At 73.5% G+C, this 23,895-nt stretch carries 19 protein-coding genes; 6 read left to right on the top strand and 13 right to left on the bottom strand.

From position 1 onward, the window contains the following. Positions 1–57 precede the first annotated feature (57 nt). On the top strand, positions 58–279 hold the full coding sequence (locus tag ACZ56L_RS04610) for a hypothetical protein (protein ID WP_471061444.1): 222 nt from the start codon (positions 58–60) through the stop codon (positions 277–279). Here the strand turns inward: ACZ56L_RS04610 and ACZ56L_RS04615 are convergent. The 3 genes from ACZ56L_RS04615 to ACZ56L_RS04625 form a co-directional block, all read right to left on the bottom strand. Beyond that, complete coding sequence (locus ACZ56L_RS04615) at positions 274–918, bottom strand: response regulator transcription factor (RefSeq protein WP_471061447.1); 645 nt, start codon at positions 916–918, stop codon at positions 274–276. The genes ACZ56L_RS04610 and ACZ56L_RS04615 overlap by 6 nt on opposite strands. Beyond that, positions 909–2,147 (bottom strand): sensor histidine kinase, encoded by a 1,239-nt coding sequence (locus ACZ56L_RS04620; protein WP_471061450.1) that lies wholly within the window; start codon positions 2,145–2,147, stop codon positions 909–911. The genes ACZ56L_RS04615 and ACZ56L_RS04620 overlap by 10 nt, the downstream gene beginning before the upstream one ends. 92 nt (positions 2,148–2,239) lie before the next feature. Next, positions 2,240–2,902, bottom strand: coding sequence for a DedA family protein (locus ACZ56L_RS04625; protein WP_345218929.1), 663 nt, complete (start codon positions 2,900–2,902; stop codon positions 2,240–2,242). Positions 2,903–3,545: 643 nt separating this feature from the next. Here ACZ56L_RS04625 and ACZ56L_RS04630 point away from each other — a divergent pair. Continuing rightward, positions 3,546–3,743 carry a hypothetical protein gene (locus tag ACZ56L_RS04630; protein ID WP_345218931.1) on the top strand — a complete coding sequence of 66 codons (198 nt, stop codon included), beginning with the start codon at positions 3,546–3,548 and terminating at the stop codon, positions 3,741–3,743. A gap of 313 nt (positions 3,744–4,056) precedes the next feature. On the opposite strand, the gene ACZ56L_RS04635 is transcribed toward ACZ56L_RS04630, so the two are convergent. Further along, a complete protein-coding gene (locus ACZ56L_RS04635) occupies positions 4,057–4,719 on the bottom strand; it encodes a response regulator (protein ID WP_468684848.1) in 663 nt (220 codons plus the stop codon). After that, positions 4,716–6,032: a sensor histidine kinase gene (locus ACZ56L_RS04640; protein ID WP_471061455.1), complete on the bottom strand. Its 1,317-nt coding sequence runs from the start codon at positions 6,030–6,032 to the stop codon at positions 4,716–4,718. Before ACZ56L_RS04640 ends, ACZ56L_RS04635 begins: the two co-directional genes overlap by 4 nt. 332 nt (positions 6,033–6,364) lie before the next feature. Here ACZ56L_RS04640 and ACZ56L_RS04645 point away from each other — a divergent pair, with 332 nt between their 5' ends. The 3 genes from ACZ56L_RS04645 (at position 6,365) to ACZ56L_RS04655 (ending at position 10,343) form a co-directional block, all read left to right on the top strand. Next, entirely contained in the window at positions 6,365–7,834 is a 1,470-nt protein-coding gene (locus ACZ56L_RS04645) for an alpha/beta hydrolase family protein (RefSeq protein ID WP_471061458.1), read from the top strand. 530 nt (positions 7,835–8,364) lie between these two features. Further along, the gene (locus ACZ56L_RS04650; protein WP_471061461.1) at positions 8,365–9,318 is read left to right on the top strand and encodes a PP2C family protein-serine/threonine phosphatase; all 954 of its coding nucleotides are present in this window, start codon (positions 8,365–8,367) and stop codon (positions 9,316–9,318) included. After that, positions 9,318–10,343, top strand: a complete 1,026-nt coding sequence (locus ACZ56L_RS04655) for an MASE1 domain-containing protein (protein WP_471061464.1) — start codon at positions 9,318–9,320, stop codon at positions 10,341–10,343. The genes ACZ56L_RS04650 and ACZ56L_RS04655 overlap by 1 nt, the downstream gene beginning before the upstream one ends. 136 nt (positions 10,344–10,479) lie before the next feature. Here the strand turns inward: ACZ56L_RS04655 and ACZ56L_RS04660 are convergent, their stop codons facing one another. From ACZ56L_RS04660 to ACZ56L_RS04695, 8 genes are all read right to left on the bottom strand, one after another. After that, positions 10,480–11,838, bottom strand: coding sequence for a glutamine synthetase family protein (locus ACZ56L_RS04660; protein WP_471061467.1), 1,359 nt, complete (start codon positions 11,836–11,838; stop codon positions 10,480–10,482). Then, positions 11,835–13,676, bottom strand: a complete 1,842-nt coding sequence (locus ACZ56L_RS04665) for an IucA/IucC family protein (RefSeq protein WP_468684861.1) — start codon at positions 13,674–13,676, stop codon at positions 11,835–11,837. Before ACZ56L_RS04665 ends, ACZ56L_RS04660 begins: the two co-directional genes overlap by 4 nt. Continuing rightward, entirely contained in the window at positions 13,673–15,322 is a 1,650-nt protein-coding gene (locus ACZ56L_RS04670) for a hypothetical protein (RefSeq protein ID WP_471061471.1), read from the bottom strand. The genes ACZ56L_RS04665 and ACZ56L_RS04670 overlap by 4 nt, the downstream gene beginning before the upstream one ends. After that, a complete protein-coding gene (locus ACZ56L_RS04675; protein WP_471061474.1) occupies positions 15,319–16,734 on the bottom strand; it encodes a lysine N(6)-hydroxylase/L-ornithine N(5)-oxygenase family protein in 1,416 nt (471 codons plus the stop codon). Before ACZ56L_RS04675 ends, ACZ56L_RS04670 begins: the two co-directional genes overlap by 4 nt. Then, positions 16,731–18,554 carry an IucA/IucC family protein gene (locus ACZ56L_RS04680; RefSeq protein WP_471061477.1) on the bottom strand — a complete coding sequence of 608 codons (1,824 nt, stop codon included), beginning with the start codon at positions 18,552–18,554 and terminating at the stop codon, positions 16,731–16,733. The genes ACZ56L_RS04675 and ACZ56L_RS04680 overlap by 4 nt, the downstream gene beginning before the upstream one ends. Then, a complete protein-coding gene (locus tag ACZ56L_RS04685) occupies positions 18,551–20,212 on the bottom strand; it encodes a pyridoxal phosphate-dependent decarboxylase family protein (protein ID WP_471061480.1) in 1,662 nt (553 codons plus the stop codon). The genes ACZ56L_RS04680 and ACZ56L_RS04685 overlap by 4 nt, the downstream gene beginning before the upstream one ends. Next, positions 20,209–21,621, bottom strand: a complete 1,413-nt coding sequence (locus ACZ56L_RS04690; RefSeq protein WP_471061483.1) for a diaminobutyrate--2-oxoglutarate transaminase family protein — start codon at positions 21,619–21,621, stop codon at positions 20,209–20,211. The genes ACZ56L_RS04685 and ACZ56L_RS04690 overlap by 4 nt, the downstream gene beginning before the upstream one ends. A gap of 128 nt (positions 21,622–21,749) precedes the next feature. Then, complete coding sequence (locus tag ACZ56L_RS04695; protein WP_471061486.1) at positions 21,750–22,940, bottom strand: type III PLP-dependent enzyme domain-containing protein; 1,191 nt, start codon at positions 22,938–22,940, stop codon at positions 21,750–21,752. Between the two features lie 527 nt (positions 22,941–23,467). Here ACZ56L_RS04695 and ACZ56L_RS04700 point away from each other — a divergent pair. Next, positions 23,468–23,818: a hypothetical protein gene (locus ACZ56L_RS04700; protein WP_471061489.1), complete on the top strand. Its 351-nt coding sequence runs from the start codon at positions 23,468–23,470 to the stop codon at positions 23,816–23,818. Positions 23,819–23,895 lie beyond the last annotated feature (77 nt).

Consider the following 23,895-nt stretch of genomic DNA (forward strand, 5'->3'; position numbering starts at 1 on the left):
CCGCGGTCGAGGTCGTCCAGGAGGAGAACCGCCCCAGCTCGCGGCGGACCGCCGGAAGTGGTCACCGCCTTCGAGTCCACCGGGTTCGCGCCGGAGGACCGCGTGGCCTTCGACGTCCTCCTCGAACTCGCCCCGGAGGCGGGGCGGGAGGGGCGCCTCCAGGCCCAGCAGTCGCCGGATGACGCCCTTGGACCCGTACGCCTTCGCGCAGGCGTGCTGCGGGCCGTCCCCACCGCATCGGCGGGGACGGCCTGTCCCGCCCGCTTCCCGGAGCTATGACTCCAGGTAGCGGAGCACCGCCAGGATCCGTCGGTTGTACCCGGTGGTGCGGGACAGCTCCAGCTTGTCGAAGACGGCGTTGAGGTTCTTCTCCACCGAACTCAGCGAGATGTGCAGCTTCTGCGCGATGGCCGTGTTCGTGTGCCCCTGTGCGAGCGCCTCCAGGACCGTGCGCTCCCGGGGTGTCAGCCGCGCCAGCGGGTCCCCGTGCGTGGTGCGGATGACCAGCTGCCGTACGACCTCCGGGTCGATCGCCGCCCCGCCGGCGTGGATCCGCTCCAGCGCGTCGAGGAACTCCTCGACCTGCGCCACCCGGTCCTTCAGGAGGTAGCCGACCCGCTCCGCGCTGGACGCCAGGAGCTTGGCCGCGTAGTTCCGCTCGATGTGCTGCGAGAGTACGAGCACGCTGACCTCGGGCCAGCGCTCCCGGACCTCGACGGCCGCCCGCAGCCCCTCGTCCGTGTGCGTCGGAGGCATCCGGATGTCGACGACGACGATGTCCGGCCGCTGCTCCTCGACCTCCTTGAGCAGCGTCACCGCGTCACCCAGCGCCGCCAGCACCTCGTGGCCCTCCTCGACGAGCAGCCTGACCAGGCCCTCTCGCAGCAGGGTCGAGTCCTCGGCCAGGATTACGCGCATGGAAGCTCCGCGGTGACGGTGGTCGGTCCCCCGAGGGGGCTGTGGACGTGCAGCACGCCGTCGAGCGCGGCCACCCGGCTGCGCAGTCCCGTCAGCCCGCTGCCGGTCTCGTTCGCGCCGCCCGTGCCGTCGTCCTCGACCCGCACGGTGAGCCGCACCCCGTCGAGCGCCACCGCCACCGAGATCGCCGAGGCCGAGGAGTGCTTGGCCGCGTTCGTCACGGACTCCGACACCACGAAGTAGGCGGCGGTCTCCACCGGCCGGGGCAGCGGGGCGTCGACGTCGAAACGGGTCCGCAGCGGAATGCTGCACCGTTCCGCGACGCCGCCGATCGCCTCTTCGAGACCGAGACTGTCGAGCGCCGACGGGTACACCCGCCAGGCCGCCTCGCGCAGTTCGGTCAGCACGCCCTGGGACTCCTCGTGTGCCTGGAGCAGCAGCGCGTCGGCCTGTTCGGGGTCACGGCCCCGGCGTGCCCGGCCGATCAGCATGGCGAGCGCGACCAGACGCTGCTGGACCCCGTCGTGCAGATCGCGCTCGATGCGCCGGCGTTCGGCGTCGACGGCCTCGACGACCGCGGCCCGGCTGGTGGCGAGTTCGTCGATACGCCGCCGGAGCAGCTCCCGCTCCGAGGGGCCGAAGCACTCACGGGCGATACGGGCGTCGAGCGCGGCCAGCGAGGAGAGCCCCTGGACGTCGAGGAAGAGCAGCACGCCGCCGAGGAGGATCTGGGTGAGCAGTTCGTCCCAGCCGAGGGTGCCCCGTACGACGCCGGTGGTCAGGACGCCGGCCAGGACGCCGCCGAAGACGAGCAGTCCGATGACCACTCCGCACAGCAGTCCCGTGCAGCTGCGGATCGCGAGGTAGCGCAGGATCTTCTGGTCCGAGACCTTGTAGTGCTCGGGGTAGTGCTCGGGGAAGAGATCGCCGAAGAAGGCGGAGCGGCGGACCCGTTCGAGGCCGACCAGGCGCCGGGCGCCGGCCACCAGGATCTCCAGGGCGCCGGAGCGGGTCCGCGGGCAGAGCAGGAACGGTCCGAGGGCCGCGCCGACGACGAGGAAGTAGAGGGCGCCGACCAGGGCGGTCGCGCAGCCGAGGAGGGCCCCCAGCCCGCGGCGCGGCCAGGACGGGATGGTCGTACGAGTGACGGTCTCGTCCTCACCGGTGCCGTGCCCGCCGGAATTCCTCGGCGGTCGGTTGGACGTGGTACCTGCTGGATCCCCCTGCACGGGGCCCGAGATTAGTGCGCCCGCACAGCCCGGGCAAGATCGTCCGGGGTGTGCGGGCAGCAGTGCCGTACCGGTGGGACGGAAGCCGAGGGTCACGAGGCGCGCCGGTGCTGGGCCCGGCCGCGGCTGCGGACACGGACCGCCACGTAGGCGACGACGGCGACGACGACCATGACCAGGACGGCTTTCGACAGGAAACCGACGTAGGTCTCCACGACGTCCCACTGGTCGCCCAGCCAGTAGCCGGCCAGCACCAGGATGCCGTTCCAGATGAGGCTGCCGAGCGTGGTGAGCATGATGAAGAGGGGCATCGGCATCCGCTCGACACCGGCGGGCACCGAGATCAGGCTGCGGAAGATCGGCACCATCCTGCCGAGGAAGACGGCCTTCGTCCCGTGCTTGGAGAACCACTCCTCGGTGCGGACCAGGTCGGAGGCCTTCACCAGGGGCAGCTTCCCCCAGATCGCGTGCATCCGCTCCCGGCCGAGGAGCACTCCGATCCAGTAGAGCGCCACCGCCCCGACCACCGAACCCAGCGTTGTCCAGAAGAGCGCCGAGGCCAGGCTCAGCACCCCCTGACCGGCGGCGAAGCCGGTCAGCGGCAGGACGACCTCACTGGGCAACGGCGGGAAGAGGTTCTCCAGGGCGATGGCGAGACCGGCTCCCGGGCCGCCCATGGTGTCGACGAGGCCGGCGGCCCAGCCGGCGACGCCGTCCGCGGGCTGCTGGGCGAGCGCCATGGCGGTGAGGTTCATCAGGGACTCCAAGCTGGCGGGGGCGGTGGGGGCGGGTGCCCCCTTCTTCTTCCTCGAAGTTAGAAAGCGCTGCTCAGTGCCGGTATGAGGGTTGCCGTCCACCTCGGTGGTGTTCTCCGCAGTTCCGACCCCGCGGTTTTCCGCAGGGTGCAGCACCGTTCCGGCAGGTGAAGACGCGAGCCCGCCAACTCGACGGGTTCGGGAACGCCGGGGCGGCACATCGCGGATCGCGGTGCGAACCTGGGCGACCGGCTCGGCGGACTGGACAGGAAGCAGGGCCGCCTCGGGGTCGAGGTGCGGACGGGTGGGCGTCCTTCCGGCACAGGGGGTTCGGGGGGTGTTCGCGTGTGCGGGTGCGCGATCGCTTCTCTGGCCTGGGTGCGGCACGGTCACGGCACTCTGTCCGCGGTCGCGGCAGAGGTCCTGTTGACGCGATTCCAACAGGCCGACAGGCCGACGGGCGAGCCCGGGCAGAGCAAGGGCGGTTGAGCAGGTGCCGCGCCCCGCCCCAGTCACCCTGCACGCGGGGGCACCGGAGTGCTCAGCCGCTTCGCCGCTCTTACGCAGGGCCTTCACATCCCGGGCCGGTATCCGGCACCAGGGCGGGAACGCGCGGAGAATCTGTTCGCTGGGAGGCAATGTCGTGATCGTGGTCGCAGTTCTGCTGCTCCCCTCACTGGGCCTGATGCTGTTCGTGATGACCCGCATCGAGGACCGGGTCCTGCTGGAGACCGAACCAGCGCGTCATGCGCGACGCAGTCACTTGCGGGTGATACAGGGAGGCAGGCAGGCGAAGGCAGCACGCCACGCACGATCCTCCCGGCATTTGGACGCCGCCTGAACATCACGGCCGCGCTTGGCCGTACGGGTGAGGCAGGCGAAGGGCTGCGAGATTCCCCTTCAGGAGGAGGCAGGGGGCCTGGTCTCCTTTCCCGCCTGGCCACTTGCAGCGGGCGAGGATGGCGTCAAGTGCCTTCCTCAGGGCGTCGGAGTCGGCTCGGCCGAACCACGTGATGCGGCTGTGTTCGTTGGACCGCCTGCCGCTTCCGTGACGTCGCCGCCGCGGCGGTGTCAATGCCCAGTTCGTCGTGGGCGAGCAACAGGAGGCCGCCAACGCGCCGCTCGCTGCGGCGGTTGTCGTCCGGGCGGCAGCGTCATGAAGGGCCGATGAGGCGGCTTTCGTAGGCGAAGATCACGGCCTGTATCCGGTCCCGGAGTTCGAGCTTCTGCAGGATTCGCCCGAGGTGGGACTTCACGGTCGCCTCCGCGAGGTGCAGGGCGGCCGCGATCTCGGTGTTGGACAGGCCGCGGCCCACCCGGATGAGCACCTCCCGCTCACGAGCGCTGAGGCGGCTCAGCCGCTCGTCGCGGGCGAGGCTGTTGCCGTCAGGGATGTGCGGGCGGAGGTTCTCCAGCAGGCGGCGGGTGATCTGCGGGGAGACCACTGCGTCGCCCGCGGCCACGCTGCGTATCGCGGTGAGCAGCTCCTCGGGCCTGGTGTTCTTCAGCAGGAAGCCCGAGGCTCCGGCGTTGAGTCCGGCGAAAGCGTATTCGTCCAGGTCGAAGGTGGTGAGGATCAGCACTCTGCTCCGCGGGGAGACTCGGATCACCTGCCGGGTGGCCTCGATCCCGTCGGTCCCGGGCATCCGGACGTCCATGAGGACGACATCGGGGCGCAGCTCCCGGGCGAGGCGTACGGCCTCCGCGCCGTCCGGGGCTTCGCCGACCGGTGCCATGTCGGGCTGGGCCTCCAGGACCGTGCCGAAGGCCATACGGAGCAGTGCTTCGTCGTCGGCGATCAGGATGCGGATCGTCATGCGGACACCGCTCCGCTGCTGCCGAGGAAGAGGCGGGTGCGGGTTCTCCAGCCGCCGCCCGGAAGCGGTCCGGTCTGCAGTTCTCCCCCGTAGGCGGCCGCGCGCTCGCGCATGCCGGGGATGCCGTGGCCGGATGGTCCGGCGCCGGGAAGCGGCGAGCGGGGGCCGCTGTCCGTGACGTCCACGGTGACGGTCTCGGGCGAGCACCGTATCCGGACGTGCGCGCGTGTGCCGGTGGGTGTGTGCTTGAGGGTGTTGGTCAAGGCTTCCTGTACCAGGCGGTAGACGGTCAGTTGCGCGGTGCTGGGCATGTGGGTGTGGCCGCCCTGGACCTCGACGCGGGTCGGCAGTCCGGCGGCGCACATCTGGTCGGCGAGAGCTGCCAGTTGTGCGATGCCGGGCAACGGGTGGCGTTCCGCGTCCGGTTCGTCGGTCCGCAGGATGCCCAACGAGCGCCGCATGTCGGTCAGGGCCTGCCGGCCCGTCTCGGAGATCTGAAGCATCACGGCGGTGGCCTTGTCGGGCGACCGGTGCTGCGCGTAGACGGCGGCGTCGGTGAGCGCGACCATGACGGACAGGTTGTGGCTGACGATGTCGTGCACCTCCCGGGCTATACGCGTCCTCTCCTCGGTGACGGCCAGTCGCGCCTGCTGGTCCTGTTGCAGCTCCAGACGTGCGGCCCGGTCCTCCACGGCCGCGAGGTAGGCGCGCGTGGTTCGCGCATTCACCCCCAGGACGGCGGAGGCGACGACCAACGCCGTCACGGCGACAAAGAGGGTCAGGAACGCGCCTTCGGCCGCCCAGCGCAGACAGGCCAGCAGGGCCCCGCCCTCCACGACGGCACCGGCGACAAGCGTGCTGCGCCGGCCCGAGTACGCGGCCACGGTGTAGAGCGCCACCAGCAAGGCCATGTCCGCGGGCAGTTGGACGTCCGTCAGCCACTGGACGAAGGCCGCGGCTGCCACGACGCCGAACACCGTGCGCGGAGCCCGGCGCCGCCACACCAGGGGCAGCGCAAGGGCGGCGGTGAGGGCCACGGCCATCGGGAGCTCACTCGGCGCGCGCGTGGTCACGACGTTGAGCAGCAGCAGCGCCGGCAACAGCAGGGCCCCCACCACTGGCGGCAGCCGAAGGCCCCAGCGCCGGGCGGCACTCGCCAGCCGCCCCGTTCGCACGGAGGCCAGGTCGGCGCACCTCGTCAGCCGTACGACTGTCTTCGTCCGCCGAATGCGGTCCCGGTGGCGCACAGGGAGGGCATTGTCGGCTTCCGCAGCCGCCTGAGTCATCGCATGTCCCCGTCGATCGAGCATCATGGCGGCCCCGGCCGGGGCCGCCACCGCGTACAGCCGGATCCGAGCCGGACAAGGGGAGCGAGGTCCCGGGCCGCCCGGCGTGTCTCGCGGCCCTGTCACGGTAGGCCGCGGATTCAGCGGAAACATGAGTCCACCGTCTGACGGCACCGAGCCGAGATGCGACCGCAGGAGGAGTCCCGCTACCCCCGTAGTCGCAAAGCGGCTGCTGAAACGGCGTGCTCGATTGCGACTCCGGTCGCACGGGGGACATGCTGGCGATTGCGACTCCGGTCGCACGCGATGGCGACCCGGGGCCGATGTGGCGGCGCGCGCCCCACGCTGAGGATGGCCGCATGACCGACATCGTCACGGGGCTGTACATGTCCCCTCTGGAATTGCTTGCCCTGCTGAGCGCCGTCGCGCTGGTGGTGGCGCGCTGGCTTCCCCCCGCTGCCCGCCCGCGCGTCACGATCGCGGCGGGGGCGGTGCTGGTGCTGTCCGCGACCGTGCTGAGTGCGACGGGGATCCGCTGGCAGCTACTGCCGGTACTGGCAGGCGGTGCCCTCGCGCTGCCGTTCGCCCTCTCTCCCCTCCTGCGACGCCGTGGCAGCCGGCCGGCGCGGCGGGTCCGGTGGTGGCTGGCGTTGCCGGGGTCGGCTGCCTGTGTCGGCCTGATGGCCACGGGCCCGGTGGCGGCCTGGTCCTTTCCCGTACCCGTGTTTCCCGAACCGTCAGGCCGTTACGCGGTCGGCACCCGTGTGGTGCAGTGGACCGACGCCCACCGCCCCGAGACCTTCACCGCCGACCCCGGGGACCGGCGCGGGGTCGTGGTCCAGCTCTGGTATCCCGCGCAGAAGAGCCCCGCAGGCGCGCAGCGGGCTCAGTACCTGGGACGCACGGAGCACGAGGCGCGCATCGTCTCTGACGCCCTCGCCCGCCAGGCCGGCCTGCCCGGCTTCCTGGTTGACGGCGCCCCGCGGGCCCGCACCCGTGCGGTCTTCGACGCCGCGGTGGCCGGCAGGGGCGGACGATTCCCGGTCGTACTGTTCTCCCCGGGGTCGGGCGGGGTGCGCACCCAGAACACCGCCTGGGCGGAGGAACTTGCCAGTCACGGCTACGTGGTCGCCGCCCTCGACCACCCGTACGACTCCGCCGCCGTCGTCCTCACCGGCGGCCGGGCGATCCACACCAAGACCGCCTCCACCGGCGACCGGGACAAGGACAGCAGGCTGGCGGCCGGCTGGACGGCGGTCCGGGCCGCTGACCTCAGCTTCGTCCTCACCCAGCTGGACCGTCTGCACCGAGGTGAGATCGCCGGCCCGCTGACCGGACGCCTGGACACCAGCCGGGCCGCGGTGACCGGCCACTCCATGGGAGGCGCCGCCGCCCTGCAGGCAGCCCGGCAGGACGGCCGGTTCGACGCGGTCATCGACCTCGACGGCTACCCCCACGGCCCCGCCTCGCCCGCCCTCCGCCAGCCGACGCTCGCGCTCACCCAGGCCGTCACCCCGGCGACCGACCCGCACTACGTACCCCGCCTCACCGAGGTCCTCGAGCGGAACACCGCGACGAGCTACCGGCTCACCGTCCCGGGCGCCGCGCACCTCACCTTCATGGACGGCCCCCTGTACCTCCCGCCCGTGCCCTCGGTAGTCGGCTCCCTGGGCCGCACCGGGAGCCCGCGCGTCGTCGCCGCGACCACTCTCGCCTTCCTGGACACCGCCCTGCGGCACAAAGCCGGTGACCTGGCCGGCGTCCTGTCGGCCTACGGCGACCTCAGCGTCCACCGCCCGGGCGACAGCACGGCCGTCCCCCGTGCATGACCTCGTGGTCGGCCCCCGTCCCGCCGGCGTAGACGTGCTCGGGGCGGCACAGGCACCGGCCCGTCAGCGCGAGGCTCACCGCGGCTCCGCGAGGACGTGTCCGGCGGGGTGCGGAGGCGGGAAACGGGCAGGGAGATCGCGAGGTCGAGCTGCTTGTCCGTCTCCAGAGACGTCGGGCGGCCTTTCGGGGCGGCAGCGTGCGGGCGGGAGCGGCACCTGACCCATGCGGTTCACGGGAGGCGCCGGGTTTCCTTTCGTGCGCCCCGCACCGAGCTGCCGGGATCACCGTCCGTTCGTCGTCCGATCGACGTTCCGGCCACCACTGCCCGCGCCGCCCTGTGAACGGAAGTGACGCCCCCGACGGGGGCGCCGCCCGCCGGCAGACGGCGGTCCGCTGCCGCCCGGGGGGCGACGGGGTGCGGGCGGGGCCGCCCACCGGCAGACTGTGTCAGAGGGCCACGCCGCCGGCGCGCCTGACCGTGGGCCCACTGGACCGACGTGAGGTCCCCTCACGAAACCGGGACGATCGCATGTTTCGCGCACACGACGCCGACGAAGGCGACGCCCTTCTCACCAGGCTCGGCGCCCTGACCGCACAGGCCCGGGAACTGGCGAAAGTGCAGCGGTCACGGGTCGAGCTGGCGGTCGCCCTGCAGCGCGGCATGCTTCCCCAGGAACTGCCGGAGGCTCCCGGCTTCCGCCTCGCGGTGGGCTACGTGCCCGCCCACCAGGGGCTTTACGTCGGGGGCGACTGGTACGACGCCTTCACCATGCCCGACGGGCGCATCGGCCTGTCCATCGGCGACGTCCAGGGGCACAACATCGAGGCCGCCGCCTTCATGGGCCAGGTCCGGGTGGGACTGCGGGCCCTGGCCCACGTGACGAACGATCCCGGGGAGCTGCTCGCCCGTACCAATGATCTCCTGGTCTCGCTGGGCGCGGACCTGTTCGCCACCTGCACCTTTCTGCGGCTCGACCCGGCGACCGGCGTGCTGGAATGCGCCCGGGCGGGCCACATCCCGCACATCTGGGCCACGGCCGACGGCCGGTCCGGTGCCGAGGAGGGCGAGTGCGGGCCCCCGCTGGGCGTGCTCGAAGGAGCCGAGTATCCGGTGACCTGTCATCGGCTCACCGCGGGGAGCGTGGTGGTGCTGCTGACGGACGGAGTGGTGGAGGGGCCGTCGCTCAGTCTCGACGAGGGTCTGCGACGGGTGCGGGGGCTCGCCGAGATCAACGCAGGAGCCGGCCTCGGCGCCCGTGTCCTCGCGGACGGTGTGATGCGGTTGGCGGACAGGGTGGGGCACGAGGACGATGCCGCGGTTCTGATCATCAGCCACGAGGCCGACGCCGGACAGAGGCAGCCCCCGTCCATCGCCCGGGGGCCGCGCGAGGCCGGGGGCCCGCCGAGCCCCGCGGACCCGGCCCCGGGGCCTGCGGACCCGCCCGCCGGCCCGCCTGGCCGGAACGGCCGGCGCGGTGTCTGATGGCTACTGTGTGCGTGACTCGTCGATTTCGCCTGTCCGTGAAGACGGTTCTCACGACATCGGCCGTCGCCCTGCTGTACTTCGGGGCCGGACGCCTGGGGCTGCTCGGCGGGCTCACCGTCGAAGGGGCGACGGTCACCCCCATCTGGCCGCCCACCGGTATCGCCCTCGCCGCGCTGCTCGTGTGCGGCCTGTGGGTGTGGCCCGGAATCGCCGTCGGGTCCTTCCTCGTCATCGCCTCCCTCACCGTGCCTCAGCCGCTCTCGCTCGTCACCGTGGCGGGCAACACCCTCGCTCCGGTCTGCGCCTGCCTCATGCTGCGCAGAGCCGGATTCCGGATCGGCGTCCCCCGCGTGCGCGACGGGCTCGCCCTGGCGTTCCTCGGGGGGCTCGGCGCCACGCTCATCAGTGCGACCGCGGGTGTCGTGCCGCAGGTGGCAACCGGTGCGCTGGGAACGGGGGAGTTCTGGCCGGTGTGGCTGGCGTGGTGGGTGGGCGATGCGATGGGTGTCCTGCTCGTCGCTCCGCTCCTGCTGGCGCCGGTGGGGGCGACGAAGTCGGCCGGGCTCGGGCGCTGGAAGGAGATGCTGTGCCTGAGCGCGGTGGCCCTGGTCGTCGTGCCGCTGGCCGTACTGGGGGAGATGAGCGTGCTCTTCCTGGTCTTCCCCCTGCTGATCTGGGTGGCGCTGCGCTTCCAGTTGGCGGGGAGCATGCTGTGTGCCCTGTTCGCGTCCGTGCTCACGACGTACGAGGCCAATACCCAGCAGGGTGCTTTCGTCGGCCTGTCCGCTGTCGAGGTCATGGTCAAACTCCAGGCGTTCAACGGTGCGGCCGCACTGACCGCGCTCATGCTGTCGGCCATGGTCTCCGAGCAGCGCGCCACCCGGCGATCGGTGCAGGACGCCTGCGGGGAACTCGCCGAGGTACTGGACCACCTCGCCGCGGGAGAACCCGCGCCCCCACGTTCCGCGGAGCCCGCTGGCGACACCGCGCAGGAGGGCGACCCGTCGCGCCGGGAGACGTAGCGGCCGTCCGGCCGCGCCCGCTCGGACTGCCCACCGGCCGGGCCCCCGGATGCCCGGCCGCCGCACCCCTGCCGGAGTGGTCCGGTGCGGCGGCCGGACCACTCCGGCAGGGGGCGCCCGGCGGCGCGGGCGTCCCCTACAGGCGTTCGAAGCCCCGGACCCGCTCCCAGTCGGTGACCGCCGTCTCGAAGGCGGCGAGTTCGGTGCGGGCGGCCTGCGCGTAGTGACCGACGACGGCCTCGCCGAAGATCTTGGCGGCGAGCTCGCTGTTCTCCCACCGGTGCAGCGCCTCGGTGAGCGTGCGGGGCAGCCTCCGCACCGACGGGTCGGCCAGCGCGTTGGCGGTGTGCGGCGCCGGGAGTTCGAGGCGGTGCTCGATGCCGTACAGGCCGGCGGCCACCGCGGCGGCCACGGCGAGATACGGGTTGGCGTCGCCGCCCGGCACCCGGTGCTCGATCCGCAGGGAGTGGCCGGAGCCCACGACGCGCACCGGGCAGGTGCGGTTGTCCCGGCCCCAGGAGACTCCGGTGGGGGCGAAGGCGCCCGGCTGGAGGCGCTTGTAGGAGTTGATGTTCGGCGCCATCAGCAGCGCGAAGTCGGCCAGGCAGGCGAGCTGGCCCGCGACGAAGTGGCGCATCAGCTCGGACATGCCGTCCTGCGCCGCCGGGTCGGCGAGAACGGCGGAACCGTCGGTGCCGCGCAGCGAGAGGTGGATGTGGCAGGAGTTGCCCTCGCCCTCGTCGTACTTGGGCATAAAGGTCAGCGCGACGCCCTCCTGGGCGGCGATCTGCTTCGCGCCGTTCTTGAAGACGACGTGGTTGTCGCAGGTCGTCATCGCCTCGTCGTAGCGGAAGACGATCTCGTACTGGCCGGCGTGGCACTCGCCCCTCGCGGTCTCCATGCGGAGCCCGGCGCGCCCCATCTCCCGGCGGATGCGGCGGACCACGGGTTCGATCCCGGCCAGGCCCTGGAGGGAGTAGTCGACGTTGTACGCGGTCGCGGTCTCCAAGCCCTGGTAGCGGCGGTCCCAGGCCTGGCGGTACGTCTCGTGGAAGACCAGGAACTCCAGCTCGGTGCCCGCGAAGGCGGTCAGGCCGCGCTCGGCGAGCCGGTCGAGCTGGGTGCGCAGGACGTGGCGCGGGGCCACCTCGACCGGCGTCCCGCCCGGCCAGACGGCGTCGGCGAGGACGAGCGCGGTGCCCGGGTCCCAGGGGAGGGTGCGCAGCGTCGCCGGGTCGGGCCGCAGGACGAAGTCGCCGAAACCGCTCTGCCAGGCGTCGATCGCGTAACCGGGTCCGGTGCCCATCTCGACGTCGGACGCGAGGAGGTAGACGCAGGCGCCGAAGCCGTTCCCGGCGGCCTCCTCCAGGAAGTACGGCACGGACAGCCTGCTGCCCTGGAGCCTGCCCTGGAGGTCGGGGACGCTGACGACGACTTCCTCGACGCGTCCCTCGTCCGCTGCGACGCGGAGTTCTTCGTACGGCGAGTCGGTCATATCTGCTCCTGGTGTTCCTGAGGGGCCCGGGGCGCACCGGAGGCGGCGGTCGGGGTGGCAAGGGGGTTGCGGAGGGTGCCGTGGACCAGATCGAAACCCTCGTCCTTCTCGGCGCGGTCGTGGAAGCCGCCGCCGAGGAGCTGCTCACGGTTGAGCGCCACCCGGTCGAACTCGGCGGCCAGCAGGCCGAAGTCGTCGTACCGGTCGGCCAGTTCGGGGAAGCGGGCGTGGTAGCGCCCGATCTCTGCGCGGACCATCGCCCAGAACTCCTCCTCGGGCACGTCCAGGTGTTCGGCGGCCAGCGGGGCGAAGAACCGGAAGTGCCCGGCGAAGACCGCGCTGAGCAGCGAGTGGGCCAGCTCGCCCGCCGGCCAGCGCAGCAGCAGCGCGTCGGCGCGCGCGGAGAGCCCGGCGTACTCCGGGTGGCTGCCGGGCAGCAGGTTGACGTCCTCGGCGAAGTCCTTGACCGCGATGCCGATCGGGGTGTCGGCGGCGTCGTAGAGGACGACCGTGTTCTCGCCGTGCGGGCAGTAGGCCACGCCGTACCGGTAGAGACTGTGCAGCAGGCCGGGCAGCAGGGCGCCGAAGAAGCGCTCCAGCCAGGCGTGCGGGGAGAGCCCGGACCTGTCGACGAGTTCGCTCACCAGGGCGCGGCCGTCCGATCCGGTCTTGAGCAGGGCGGCCATGGTGCGGGCCTGTTCGCCCTCGCCCAGCAGCGCCGCGACCGGCTCGCGCCACACCGCGCCGAGGAGTTCGTGGTAGCGGTACGGGGCGTCCTCGACCGCCTCGTACAGCGGGTGGTGCACGGCCACGCCCGCCACCTCGCCGAGCGGGTGGAAGCGCAACTCGTCGCGGAGGTAGGGGTCGGCGTCGCGGACGGCGTGCAGCCAGGCGCTGACGTCGGGGGCGGCTTCGGTGGGCCCCGTCGACAGGCCGCGCCAGACGAGGGTGTTGCGGATGAGCAGCGGCACCTTGACGTTGCGGCGGTGCGGGTGGTCGAGGTTCGCCAGGGTGCGGATGGACTGGAGCGGCCGGTAGCGGTCCGGGCCCTCGCCGAGCAGCACGATCCGGCCGTCGGCGAGATACGGGGCGAAGAGGGTCGCCACGGCTTCGTCCCAGTGGAAGGGGTGCACCGGCAGCCACCGGAAGTCGGCGGGCTCGAAGCCGGTTCCGGCGCACGTCTCCTGGAGCGCGGCCCCGAACTGCTCGCGGGTGTCCTCGTCGAGCTCCTCGGCCAGCAGGGTGTCCTCGTCGAGGCCGGGCACCCCGGAGTAGGACGCGAGGCTGCTGTGGACGCCGGCCCAGAGCAGGTGCACGGAACCGGCGGCCTCGGGGGCGTACGCGGCGGCGTCCGAGGCGGAGAAGCCGAGACGCCCCTTGTTGAGCAGCATGCACGGGTGCCCGTCCTGGTGGGCCTCCAGGTCGAGGTGGTCCAGGTCGGCGAGTGCGGCGGCGGGCAGGGCGCGGGAGAGGACCTCGGTCTCGGCCCGCCGGGTGGCGGTGAGTTCGCGCAGCACCTCGGCGGTGGTGGGGCCGTCCCAGCCGAGTACCGGCCGGGCGTCGAGCAGCAGCTGCTCGGGGCCTGCGGTGCTGCCGTCGGCGGGTGCCGGGTGCCGCTGGAGGGTGTCGGGCAGCAGCCGCCAGGTGCCGAAGGTGCCGCGCGTCGCCCGGAACGTCCAGTGGACCCCGTCGGCGAGGTCGAGCCGGTACGCGTCGGGGACGCCGGCCGCCGGGTCCGCCGCCGGGACGAGCAGTTCCTCGTAGGCGAACTCCTCCACGGCCTTGACGAGCAGCCGCCGGCCCGCCTGGGCCCAGGCGTCGCGAGTGGTGCGGTTCATCGGTGGTTCTCCTCGGAGTACGGGGGCGGGGCCGGGGCGGCGAGGGGAGCGGGGCGCCGCCGCAGCAGCACGGACGTGGAGGCCGCCTTCGCCTCGTCCCGCGGCGCCGGGGCCGTGTCGTGCACGGTCACGGGGGCGGCGGGCGCGGCCGGGTCGCGCCCGCCCGGAGCGGACGCACGTGAGCCGGGCGTCCCGGGAGGGAGCGGCCCCGGGCCGGACCCCGCCGGGGCGGGCGGGCCCGCAGCGTGTCCGTCCGGGCCGGGCACACGCGAGCCGGGCGCCGTCGGGGCGGGCGCGCCCGGGGCCGGCGCCCCTGAAGGCGTACGCTCCGGTTGCCCCGCCCCCGGTTCCGGGGCCGCGTTCCCGAAGCGCCGTACCGACAGGGCGGCGGCGCAGAGCTGCACCGCGGCCGCCACGGCGAGCGGCAGTGCCAGGTCGTGGGAGACGGCGGCGGTGGCCGCCAGCGGCGCGGCGAGCAGACCGGCCGAGCGGACCGTTTCCACCGCGGTGAACGCGGGCCCCTCGGTGCCGGTCGCGCGGAACATCCGCAGCTCGACCGCCACGTGGCCGAGGCCGAGTCCGACACCGAACAGCAGCCTGCCGCCGACCAGTCCCGGCAGGGAACCGGCCAGCCACGACCAGGCCGTCCCGGCCGCCGCCGCGGCCAGGGCGAGCGGCAGCAACCGGTCGCCGAACCGGTCGTGGCAGCGGCGTACCAGCGGCAGCACGGCCAGCGCGGACACGCTCGGCAGGAAGAACAGCACGGCCGACCCCGCCGGACCGCTGCCGAGGCCCTCGGAGAACTCGGTGAAGAACGGCCGGGCGACGTTGACGGAGAAGTCGAAGGCGACGCCGATCAGCGCCGCGTACGCGAGCACCGTGAACCGGGTCAGGCGACTCGACGCCCCTCGCCCGGTGGAGGCGGCCGGTACGGGAACGGCCGGGGCGGAAGGGCCGGCGCCGGCGGGCGCAGGCGGCCCGTGCCCGCCGGCGACGGACGTCGCGGCCGCCGCGGCCGGTGCGGTGGGCTCCCCGTCGCGGCGGCTGCCGAGAATCCGGTACGTGAACACGGCCAGCAGCGCGTCCAGGACCGCGAACGCCGAGATGCCGATGCGGGGTTCCGGCAGCGCGAGCACTCCGGCGCCCACCGTCGTCGAGACCACGACGGACAGGTGGAAGACGACCACCAGCGTGCAGACGCCGGTCAGCCGGGCCCGCTCCCCGTCCTGCGACGCGTCGCCGTACTCGGCGATGAACGCCGGATAGGCCAGCAGCAGCGCGCTGTTGGTCGTCACGATGAGCGTCGACAGGGTCGTGTACGCGGCATAGCTGGGCGCCATGCCCAGGAGCAGGTCGAGGACGGCCGTCCCGCAGAGCCCGGCGAGCACCAGTCGGTGCAGCGGCCAGCGGCGGGCCGCCAGCCCCCACAGCGGCAGCGCGGCCAGCCCGGCGACGCGGCAGATCCAGATGTACAGTCCGGTCGCCCCGGGGTCCTCGATGCCGTACAGCCGCGCGAAGAGCTGGGGCAGGAAGGGCGTCAGTGCCGTCTCGGCCACCAGGTGGAGGCCGATGACGGAGATGAGCACCGTCCTGGCGTGGCGCGTCCTGCCGCCCGGGGGCGGCGCGGACTTCCCCGCGACCGTCATCGCGGCGTGCCGGCCGGGGTCTCGGCGGCCGCCTCGTCCGGGACCTCCACAGGCCCGGCGGGCACGGGCGGCCGCGGTGCGCCGAAGGTGGTGAACGCCTGGCGGGGCGCCAGGGGCAGGATCTCGCGTCCGGCGGCGGTGTTGAGGATGGTGGCGGCACGCCAGGCGCCGAGGGTCAGATCGGGAGCGCCGACGCCGTGCGTGTGCATCTCGGCGTTCTGGACGTAGAGCGTGCCGCGCACGCGCGGGTCGAGCGCGACCCGGTACTCGCCGTCGATCCGGTAGCGGCCCCTGTCGTCCCAGTCGACGAGGTCGCCCATCGGCTCCAGGAACTGCGGGCGGGACGCGGTGTAACCGGTGGCCGAGACAACGGCGCAGGTGCGCACCTCGAAGAGCGTGTCCTGCTGCTGGGTGCGGCAGGTGAGCAGGTAGCCGTCGCCGTCGGCCCGGGCCGCGACGAGTTCCACGCCGGGCTGGAGGGTGGCGCGGGGTTCGCCGCCGCCGATGGTGCGCTCGTACAGCTCGTCGTAGATCTCCCCCAGCGTCTCCTCGCTGACGCCCTTGTAGAGCTGCCACTGCTCGCGCACCAGCCGTTCGCGCGTGACCTCGGGCAGCGCGCGGAAGTAGCGGATGTAGTCCGGGGTGAAGTGCTCCAGGCCGATCTTGGAGTACTCCATCGGGGCGAAGGCGGTGGTGCGGGCGAACCAGCGCACGTGCGGGCCGCCCCGCCCTTCGCCGTCCTGGTGGCGGAGCAGGTCCAGGGCGACTTCGGCACCGGACTGGCCGGAGCCGATGACCGTGACGTCCTCTGCGGCGGCGAGGCGGGCGCGGTGGGTGCGGTAGTCGGCGCTGTGCAGCACCCGGCCGGTGCGGTCGTCGGCCAGCAGCGGGCGCAGCGGTTCGGGGACGACGGGGGCGGTGCCCACGCCGAGTACGACCTGGCGGGCCAGGACGCGGGTCTCGGCGCCGGCGGCTGAGCGGTGCACGACGGCGAACGCGTCCGCGCCCTCGTCCCATTCCAGGGAGGTGACCCGGGCGTCGAAGCGGCAGGAGGGCAGCCGCTCGGCGACCCAGCGGCAGTAGTGGTCGTACTCCCGGCGCGGGATGTGGAAGCGCTCGGAGAAGAAGAACTTGAACATCCGCTCGTGGGCGCGGAGGTAGTTCAGGTACGACCAGGGGCTCGTCGGGTCGGCCATGGTGACCAGGTCCGCGAGGAACGGCACCTGGAGCGTCGTGCCCTCCATCAGCAGGCCCGGGTGCCAGGAGAAGGCGGGCCTGGCGTCCAGGAAGAGGGTGCGGAAGCCGGGTACCGAGTCCGCCAGCGCGGCCAGGGACAGGTTGAACGGGCCGATGCCGACGCCGACCAGGTCGTAGGGCAGGTTCCGGTCGTCGGAAGACGGGGGAGCGGTCACCGCTGGGCCTCCGTGAGGGGGTTGGGGAGATCGATGTAGACGGACTGGGTGTGGACGTCGCCGACGAGTTCGTCGAGTCCGTCCACGCAGGTCAGGTAGTTGCCCTTGCAGCGCAGTACGGGTGCGTCGAGCAGGAGGTCGAGCAGGCCCCCGGCGCCGGGCTCGGCGGCGCGCAGCCGCTCCAGGGCGGTGCGCACGGTGGTGAGGAGGGCGCGCTCGTCGGCCAGGCCGAGTGCGCCGAACGCGCCGACGAGGCCGAGCAGGTTGTTGATGCCGAGGTAGTAGGCCACCCGTTCGTCGACGAAGGCGTCGTCGAAGACGAGCTCGACGCCGCCGGTGGCGCCGGGCAGAAGCCGTTCGACGGCGTCGGCGCGGGAGGCGGCCAGGTAGTAGCCCTGGCTGTCGCGGTACCAGCCGGCGCGGGGCAGCCCGTGGGCGTCGAGGGCCACCAGGGTGTTCTGGTGGTGCGGCTCCAGCGCGATGCCGTACTTCGCGTGGAGGCGGACCAGGGGGACGACCAGGACGTCGAGGTAGCGGGTGAGCCACCGCTCGGACGCCTCGGGCACGGGGACGCCGAGGGCGCGCGCGGCGCGCTCGACGGCCTCGCCCAGCAGGGCGCGGTGACGCGGCGGGGTGCCGTCGCCGGGGCCGGTGCGCTCGGCCAGCAGCCCCGCCACGCACAGTCCTTCGGGGGCGCCGTCGCCGCCGCCCCGGAAGGGGTTGTCCCGGATCGCGGTCTCCAGGCCCGTCTCCGGCCCTTCGGCGCCGACCGAGATCCAGGCGAACTCGCGCAGGATGCCGAACTCCGGGTGCTCGGCCCGCAGCCACTGGCCGGGGCCCGCCGCCAGCAACTGCGCGGCCCGTACGCCCAGACGCATCTCGCCGCGCAGGTTGTTGCGCCGGGAGTTGGTGATCCGCATGCCCAGGGACAGCTTCAGCATCACCTCGGCGTCCGGCCGGTGCACGGTGCGCACGGAGGACGTGGGGTACCAGTCGGGGCCCGCCGCACCGAGCGGACGCAGCAGACCGGCGTCGAGCAGGGAGGCGACCTCCGGCCGGGACAGCACCTCCCTGGCCTGCCACGGGTGCGCGGGCACGGCGACCATGCCGTCGGGCACCTCGAGTCCGGCGGCGAGCGGACGCAGCAGTTCCGCCGGCGGACGGCCGTCCGCGCCGCCGCCCACGACGACGTCCGGGTGGGCGGCGAACCAGTGCAGGGGGAAGGAGCCGCGCAGTTCGGGCGAGTACGCCTCCAGCTCGGTGTCCGACGCCTCCTCCCGGCTCTTGGGCGCGGGGTGGAAGGGATGGCCCAGGAGCAGCGCCTGTTCGCTGTCGAGGAACGGGGTCGGCCCCCGCCCGCCGCCCTCGGCGCGCCGGTGGACGAGGTGCGCGGCGGTGCGGCGGGCGGAGTTCAGCACCCGGGCCACGGCGTCGCCCCCGTGGTGCGGGAGCACGCCGCGCCCCAGCGTGGTCTGCCGGATCAGCGCCGCCGCCACCAGCGAGGCGTCGGCCGGCAGTGGTTCGCTGTCGTCGCCGGTGACCACGGCGGGGGGCCCGAAGCGGTGCCAGCCGGTGGCCGACCGGTAGCGCACGGGCACCCGCAGGGTGAGGCGGCTGGCGGGCAGGCCGAGCAGCAGGGTCCGCCCGGCGGCCGGCACCTCGGTGCCGGTCTCCCGTACGTAGGCACGCAGTAGGGTCTCCGTCGCCGCGGCGTCAGCGGCGCGCAGGGCGTCGGGATCGTCGAGCGGGTCGGGGCCGAGGGGGCCCTGCGCGCCCGAGGCGGCCGCCGTACGGACGTGGTGGTCGTCGGTCCGGTTCACCGGTCCTCCTCCTCCGCGAGCCCGGCCGCGACGACCGCGTCCAGCAGGCGTTCGACCTCGGCCGGAGTGGTGTGCGGGTTGAGCAGCGTCAGCTTCAGCCGGACCCGGCCCGGGCCCCGGCCCGGGAGCTCGGTACGGCCCACGACCGCCCGGCCCTCTCGCAGCAGCCGGCGGCGCAGTGCCGCGTTCACGCGGTCGGTGTGCGCGGGGTCGGCGCCCTCGGGCAGGTAGCGGAAGAGGAGGGCGGACAGTACCGGTACGGAGTGCAGCTCCAGCCGGGGACGGGCCCGCACCTGCTCCGCGCCGCCCACTGCCAGCGCGTGGCAGGCGTCCACGAGCCGGCCCAGGCCTTCGCGGCCCAGGGTGCGCAGGGTGACGGCGATCTTGAAGGCGTCGGCGCGGCGGGTGGTGCGCAGCGAGAGGCCGAGGAGGCTGGGGTAGCCCGCCTCCTCGTCGTCCTGGGGGTTGAGGTAGACGGCCCGGCGGGCGAGCGAGGCGTAGGTCTCCGCCCGCCGGACGAGGAAGATGCCCGCGGCGACCGGCTGCCAGCCCAGCTTGTGCCAGTCCAGGGACACGGAGTCGGCGAGGGCGATGCCGCGCACCAGCGGTGCCAGTTCGTCCGAGAGCAGCGCGCCGCCGCCGTACGCGGCGTCCACGTGCAGCCAGGCGCCGAACTCGACGGCCAGCGCCGCGCAGGTGCGCAGCGGATCGACCGCCCCGGTGTCCGTGGTTCCGGCGGTGGCGACGACGGCCACCGGCAGCTCACCGCGCGCGACGCAGTCGCGGAGCGCCGACGCCAAGGCGTCGGGCCTCATGCGCAGTTCGCGGTCGACCGGCACGCAGACGACCGCGTCCTCCCCGAGCCCGAGCAGGGCGGCCGAGCGCTGCACGGAGAAGTGCGCGGCGGCGGAGGCGAAGATCCGCGGGCGCGGCCCGGCGCCGGGTACGCCGCTCAGCTCGATCTGCCGCCGGAGCGCACCGCCCAGCACCCGGTCGCGGGCCAGCATCAGGCCCATCAGGTTGGACTCGGTGCCGCCCGAGGTGAGCACTCCGGCGGCCTCCGCCGGTTCGTACCCGACGAGTTGGGCCAGCTCCTGGAGCAGCAGGGTCTCCACCGCGGTCGCGGCCGGCGCCTGGTCCCACGAGTCCTGGGAGGGGTTGACGGCGGACACCGCGAGGTCGGCGGCGACGGCGACGGCCAGCGGCGGGCAGTGCAGGTGCGCGGCGCAGGACGGGTCGGCGGGGTCGGCGCTGCCGTACGCCAGGAGTTCGGTCAGTTGCCGCAGCGCACCGTCGCCCTCCGCCTCGGCGAACTCCCGGGCGAACCGCGCGGCCAGCTCACCGGGGGCACCGGCGGGCACGGGCCCGCCGCGCCGCGCCGCACCCTTGGCCAGGGCCTCCAGCACGGTGTGCACCAGCGGCTCCAGGACGGCGGGCCCTCCTGGGGCACCGGACAGTGCGGTGCGCGGAACGGCGTCGAGGCCGCCCCGGAAAGCCGCCCCGGGGCGCGGGACGCCGCGTGCGGATACGGGCTCCGGCTGTCCCGGATGCCTCCGTCCGAGGTCCGGCCGCCCGGGCCCTCCCCGCTCGTCGTGCGGCTCGCGGGCCGTGCCGAGCCCCCTGTCGGCCGTCGCCCGGCCGTGACTCTCCTCTGTCATGCCCGCACGCCCCGGCCCTGAGGGGCCGTCACCGCGGCGATGGCGTCGGCGAGGCGGTCCAGTACCGCTTCGGCCTCCTCGTCGGTGATGACCAGCGGGGGCAGCAGCCGGACTGTCGAGTCGTAGCGGCCGCCCAGTTCCACGATCAGACCGCGCTCCAGGCAGGCGGCCCGGACCTGCACGGCCACCTGCGGGGCGGCGGGGCGCGCACCGCAGGAGTCCGGCTCGGCCTCGGGGTCGACCAGCTCGACGCCGATCATCAGACCCCGGCCGCGCACGTCACCGATCGCGGGGAGCGCCCCGCGCAGGGCGTTCAGCCGCTCCGTCATCCGGGCGCCGACCACGGCGGCCCGGTCGGTCAGGCCCTCCTCGACGACGTGGCGCAGGGTCGCCGTACCGGACGCCATGGCAAGGGTGTTGCCGCGGAAGGTGCCGGTGTGCGCGCCGGGCAGCCAGCCGTCGTAGTCCTCGTGGTAGACGAGTACCGCCAGGGGCAGGCCGCCGCCGATCGCCTTGGACATCACCATCGCGTCCGGCACGATCCCGCTGTGCTCCACGGCCCAGAAGGCGCCCGTGCGCCCGACACCGGTCTGCACCTCGTCGACGATCAGCGGAATGTCGCGTTCCGAAGTGATGCGGCGCATGTCGCGCAGCCAGGCGTCGGGAGCCGGTACGGCGCCGCCCTCGCCCTGCACGGCTTCGAGGATCATCGCGGCGGGCGGGACGACCCCGCCGTTCGGGTCGTCCAGCAGGCGTTCGGTGTAGACCGAGGACAGCCGGGCGCCGCGTTCCCCGCCGACACCGAACGGGCAGCGGTAGGAGTACGGGTAGGGGAGCCGGGTCACGTCCGCGGCGATCCCCGGGACCGGCTGCTTGGTGGTGACACCGCCGGAAGCGGCCAGGGCCCCCGCGGTCATCCCGTGGTACGCACCCGTGAACGCGGCCAGGCCGCGCCGCCCCGTGGCGGTCTGCATCAGTTTGAACGCGGCTTCCACCGCGTCGGTTCCGGCGGGCCCGCAGAAGTGGACGCGGGCCCTGTCCGCGAAACCGCTGGGCAGCGTGGCGAACAGCGCGTCGGTGAACGCGTCCTTCTCCGGCGTGGCCAGGTCCAGGACGTGCAGCGGCGCGCCACTGCCGAGGGTCCGCCGGAGGGCCTCCGTGACGACCGGGTGGTTGTGACCGAGCGCCAGGGTGCCTGCTCCGGAGAGGCAGTCGAGATAGCGGCGGCCGTCGGCCCCTTCGATGGTCATGCCCTGGGCGCGGGCCGGCACGATGGGGAACGACCGGGCATACGTGCGGGCCGAGGACTCCCGGGCGCGCTGCCGTTCCAGAATGGCGTCGGCCAGGCCGGCGGTGCGACCGGCGTCGAGGGGTTCGGTGCCGGTGCGTTCGGCGGGGTGCACGGTCATGGTGTACGGCTCCAGGGAGGGGAGGGGAGAGCAGGGGGAACCAGGGACGGGAGGGGAGAACAAGGAAAAGAGGAGGGGCGAGCGGCTGGACGGTGCGGGGGCCGGAGTCCCGTGCGGCCCGGCGTGCCTCAGAGCAGATGGCGCTCGGCGACGGGATGGCCGAGGAAGCCGTGCATGGCGAATTCCCAGCCGTAGGACCCTGCGTACGGGAAGACCACCAGGTCACCGGCGCGCACCCGGTCCACCCGGACGTCGCGCAGCAGGGTGTCCTCCGGGGTGCAGAGCTCGCCGACGACCGTCACGCGTGTCTCTTCGGCGCACGGGCGGGGAAGATCCTCGGGCCAGTCCGCCACGGGCAGCACCGCCATGTTGTGGACGATGTCCCAGGAGGTCGGCAGCTGGAAGTGGTTGATGCCGCCGCGCAGCACCACGAACGTCTCTCCGTACGACTCCTTGACGTCCGTCACCTCGGCCGCGTACCAGCCGCAGTCGGCGACCAGGAAGCGGCCGGGCTCCAGTACGACCCTGACGCCCGTCGGGACCTCGACGGCCGCCGCCAGCTCGCCGAAGCGCGCGATGTCGAAGGGCTTCTCGCCCTCGAAGGCGACTCCGATGCCGCCGCCGATGTCGATGTGGCGCAGGTCGATTCCGTTGTCCACGGCGGTCCTGAGGCTCCACTCGACGCACCAGCGCAGGTACGCCGCATGGGCATCGGCGTCGAGGTTGTTGGACGCGGCGTGGATGTGGAAGCCGACCGGGTCCAGGCCGGGCAGCCGCCTGGCCTCGCGGAGCACACCCGGCACGTCGGGCTCGGCGACCCCGAACTGCGAGGGGACTCCCCCCATGTGGAGCGACCCGGTGACGGGGAGGGTGGCGGGATTGACGCGGAGCGCCACCCTGGCGCGGATGCCTTCGGCGACGGCTATCCGGCTGATCCGGTGCAGTTCGAGCAGGCTCTCGGCGTTGATCGCCTCGACTTCGGCCCGGACCAGGGCGGTGAGGACGGGGACGGACTTCGCGGGACCCGCGGCGACCACGGGAGCGGGCACGCCGCGCGCCACCGGCTTCGCCGACACGGCGAGTTCGAGCTCCGTACAGGAGGCGACCTCGAAGCCGTCGACGTGCGGGGCCAGCGCGCGGACGACCCCGGGGAAGGAGTTCGCCTTCACGGCGTAGTGGACGGCGGCCCAGTCCGGGAGAGCGCGGCGCAGTTCCCGCGCGCGAGCGACGGCGACGTTCCCGTCGTAGACGTAGGCGGAAACCGGCACGGGAGCCTGCGTCAGTTCCCGCAGGCGGTGCCGTACCGCAGGGGGGAGCACGTCGACCGGGTAGGACGATCGCGGGGCGGCGGACGGCGGCAATTCAATGGACACGGCTCTGCCTCGGGTCGGGAACGGCGACGGAATCGGATGCGGAAGGCGCTCCGAACTGCCTGGCGCGCGGGTGGTCGCGGGCACTGGGCCGCACGCTGTCCGGACGAGACACCGCCCCCAAGGGTTGGCACCGCCGAGACGCTCTCCGTCGTTCTTAGGTGAGGCTAACCTAACCAAAGGTGTGTCGGTTTCCAAGTGCGGTGACGTGCCCCGGTGTCCGGCAGCCGTGGCGTCGGGCTTGTGCCGTTCCCGGACGACAGCCATCCACTGGAAGGCGCCGGCCCGCACCGGCCGGTGGGAGGCGTAGCCGACGGCCTTGCCGTCGGTCTACGGCGAACGCGAACTCCAGCCGCCCGCCGGCCGGCACACTCAACTGGTAGGGGACACCGGCCTGTCCGCCGTCGACGACGGCCCCCCTGGCGAGCAGGCTCATCGGGGCTCCGGTCCGGTCGATCCGGACGAACACCTCGACGGTGAGGCCCTCCAACAGGTTCAGCGACTCCTGCGGGACCACTGCCTGGCAGCCCTCGATCGGGCACGGCGGACTGCTCGGCCCGTCGAAGGTCCAGTGGCCGAGCAGGTCGGGTTCGCGGCCGGAGAGCCGCTGGTGGCGCTCGGCATCGATCTCGCTCTGGGTGCGGGCCCGGTCGAGGACCCGGACCTCGTCCCGTCGCCTGACGGCCCCGCAGCACGGCCCGCGCCGCGCACGGATCGCGTTCTGCGACTCAGCCGCCGAGCAACTGGAGACCACCATCACCACCGGGGCGGGGACCCACGCCCCGGACCGCGTCCTGGTCGAGGCGCAGCGCCACGTGGTTCGGTGAGTTCGTGGCACGTGGCGCCGCCCGGCGCGGACGTGCTGGACAGAGGCGAGGAGCCGGAAGGGACGAACGTGGCGGTC

The organism is Streptomyces sp. NPDC039736 (genome assembly GCF_055596485.1).

What these genes read in the sequence shown, in the direction of transcription:
- ACZ56L_RS04660 (WP_471061467.1), bottom strand. Translation starts at nt 11,838, where the DNA reads ATGACCGACTCGCCGTACGAAGAACTCCGCGTCGCAGCGGACGAGGGA.
- ACZ56L_RS04615 (WP_471061447.1), bottom strand. Translation starts at nt 918, where the DNA reads ATGCGCGTAATCCTGGCCGAGGACTCGACCCTGCTGCGAGAGGGCCTG.
- ACZ56L_RS04690 (WP_471061483.1), bottom strand. Translation starts at nt 21,621, where the DNA reads ATGACCGTGCACCCCGCCGAACGCACCGGCACCGAACCCCTCGACGCC.
- ACZ56L_RS04670 (WP_471061471.1), bottom strand. Translation starts at nt 15,322, where the DNA reads ATGACGGTCGCGGGGAAGTCCGCGCCGCCCCCGGGCGGCAGGACGCGC.
- ACZ56L_RS04645 (WP_471061458.1), top strand. Translation starts at nt 6,365, where the DNA reads ATGACCGACATCGTCACGGGGCTGTACATGTCCCCTCTGGAATTGCTT.
- ACZ56L_RS04625 (WP_345218929.1), bottom strand. Translation starts at nt 2,902, where the DNA reads ATGAACCTCACCGCCATGGCGCTCGCCCAGCAGCCCGCGGACGGCGTC.
- ACZ56L_RS04635 (WP_468684848.1), bottom strand. Translation starts at nt 4,719, where the DNA reads ATGACGATCCGCATCCTGATCGCCGACGACGAAGCACTGCTCCGTATG.
- ACZ56L_RS04650 (WP_471061461.1), top strand. Translation starts at nt 8,365, where the DNA reads ATGTTTCGCGCACACGACGCCGACGAAGGCGACGCCCTTCTCACCAGG.
- ACZ56L_RS04665 (WP_468684861.1), bottom strand. Translation starts at nt 13,676, where the DNA reads ATGAACCGCACCACTCGCGACGCCTGGGCCCAGGCGGGCCGGCGGCTG.
- ACZ56L_RS04685 (WP_471061480.1), bottom strand. Translation starts at nt 20,212, where the DNA reads ATGACAGAGGAGAGTCACGGCCGGGCGACGGCCGACAGGGGGCTCGGC.
- ACZ56L_RS04640 (WP_471061455.1), bottom strand. Translation starts at nt 6,032, where the DNA reads ATGATGCTCGATCGACGGGGACATGCGATGACTCAGGCGGCTGCGGAA.
- ACZ56L_RS04655 (WP_471061464.1), top strand. Translation starts at nt 9,318, where the DNA reads ATGGCTACTGTGTGCGTGACTCGTCGATTTCGCCTGTCCGTGAAGACG.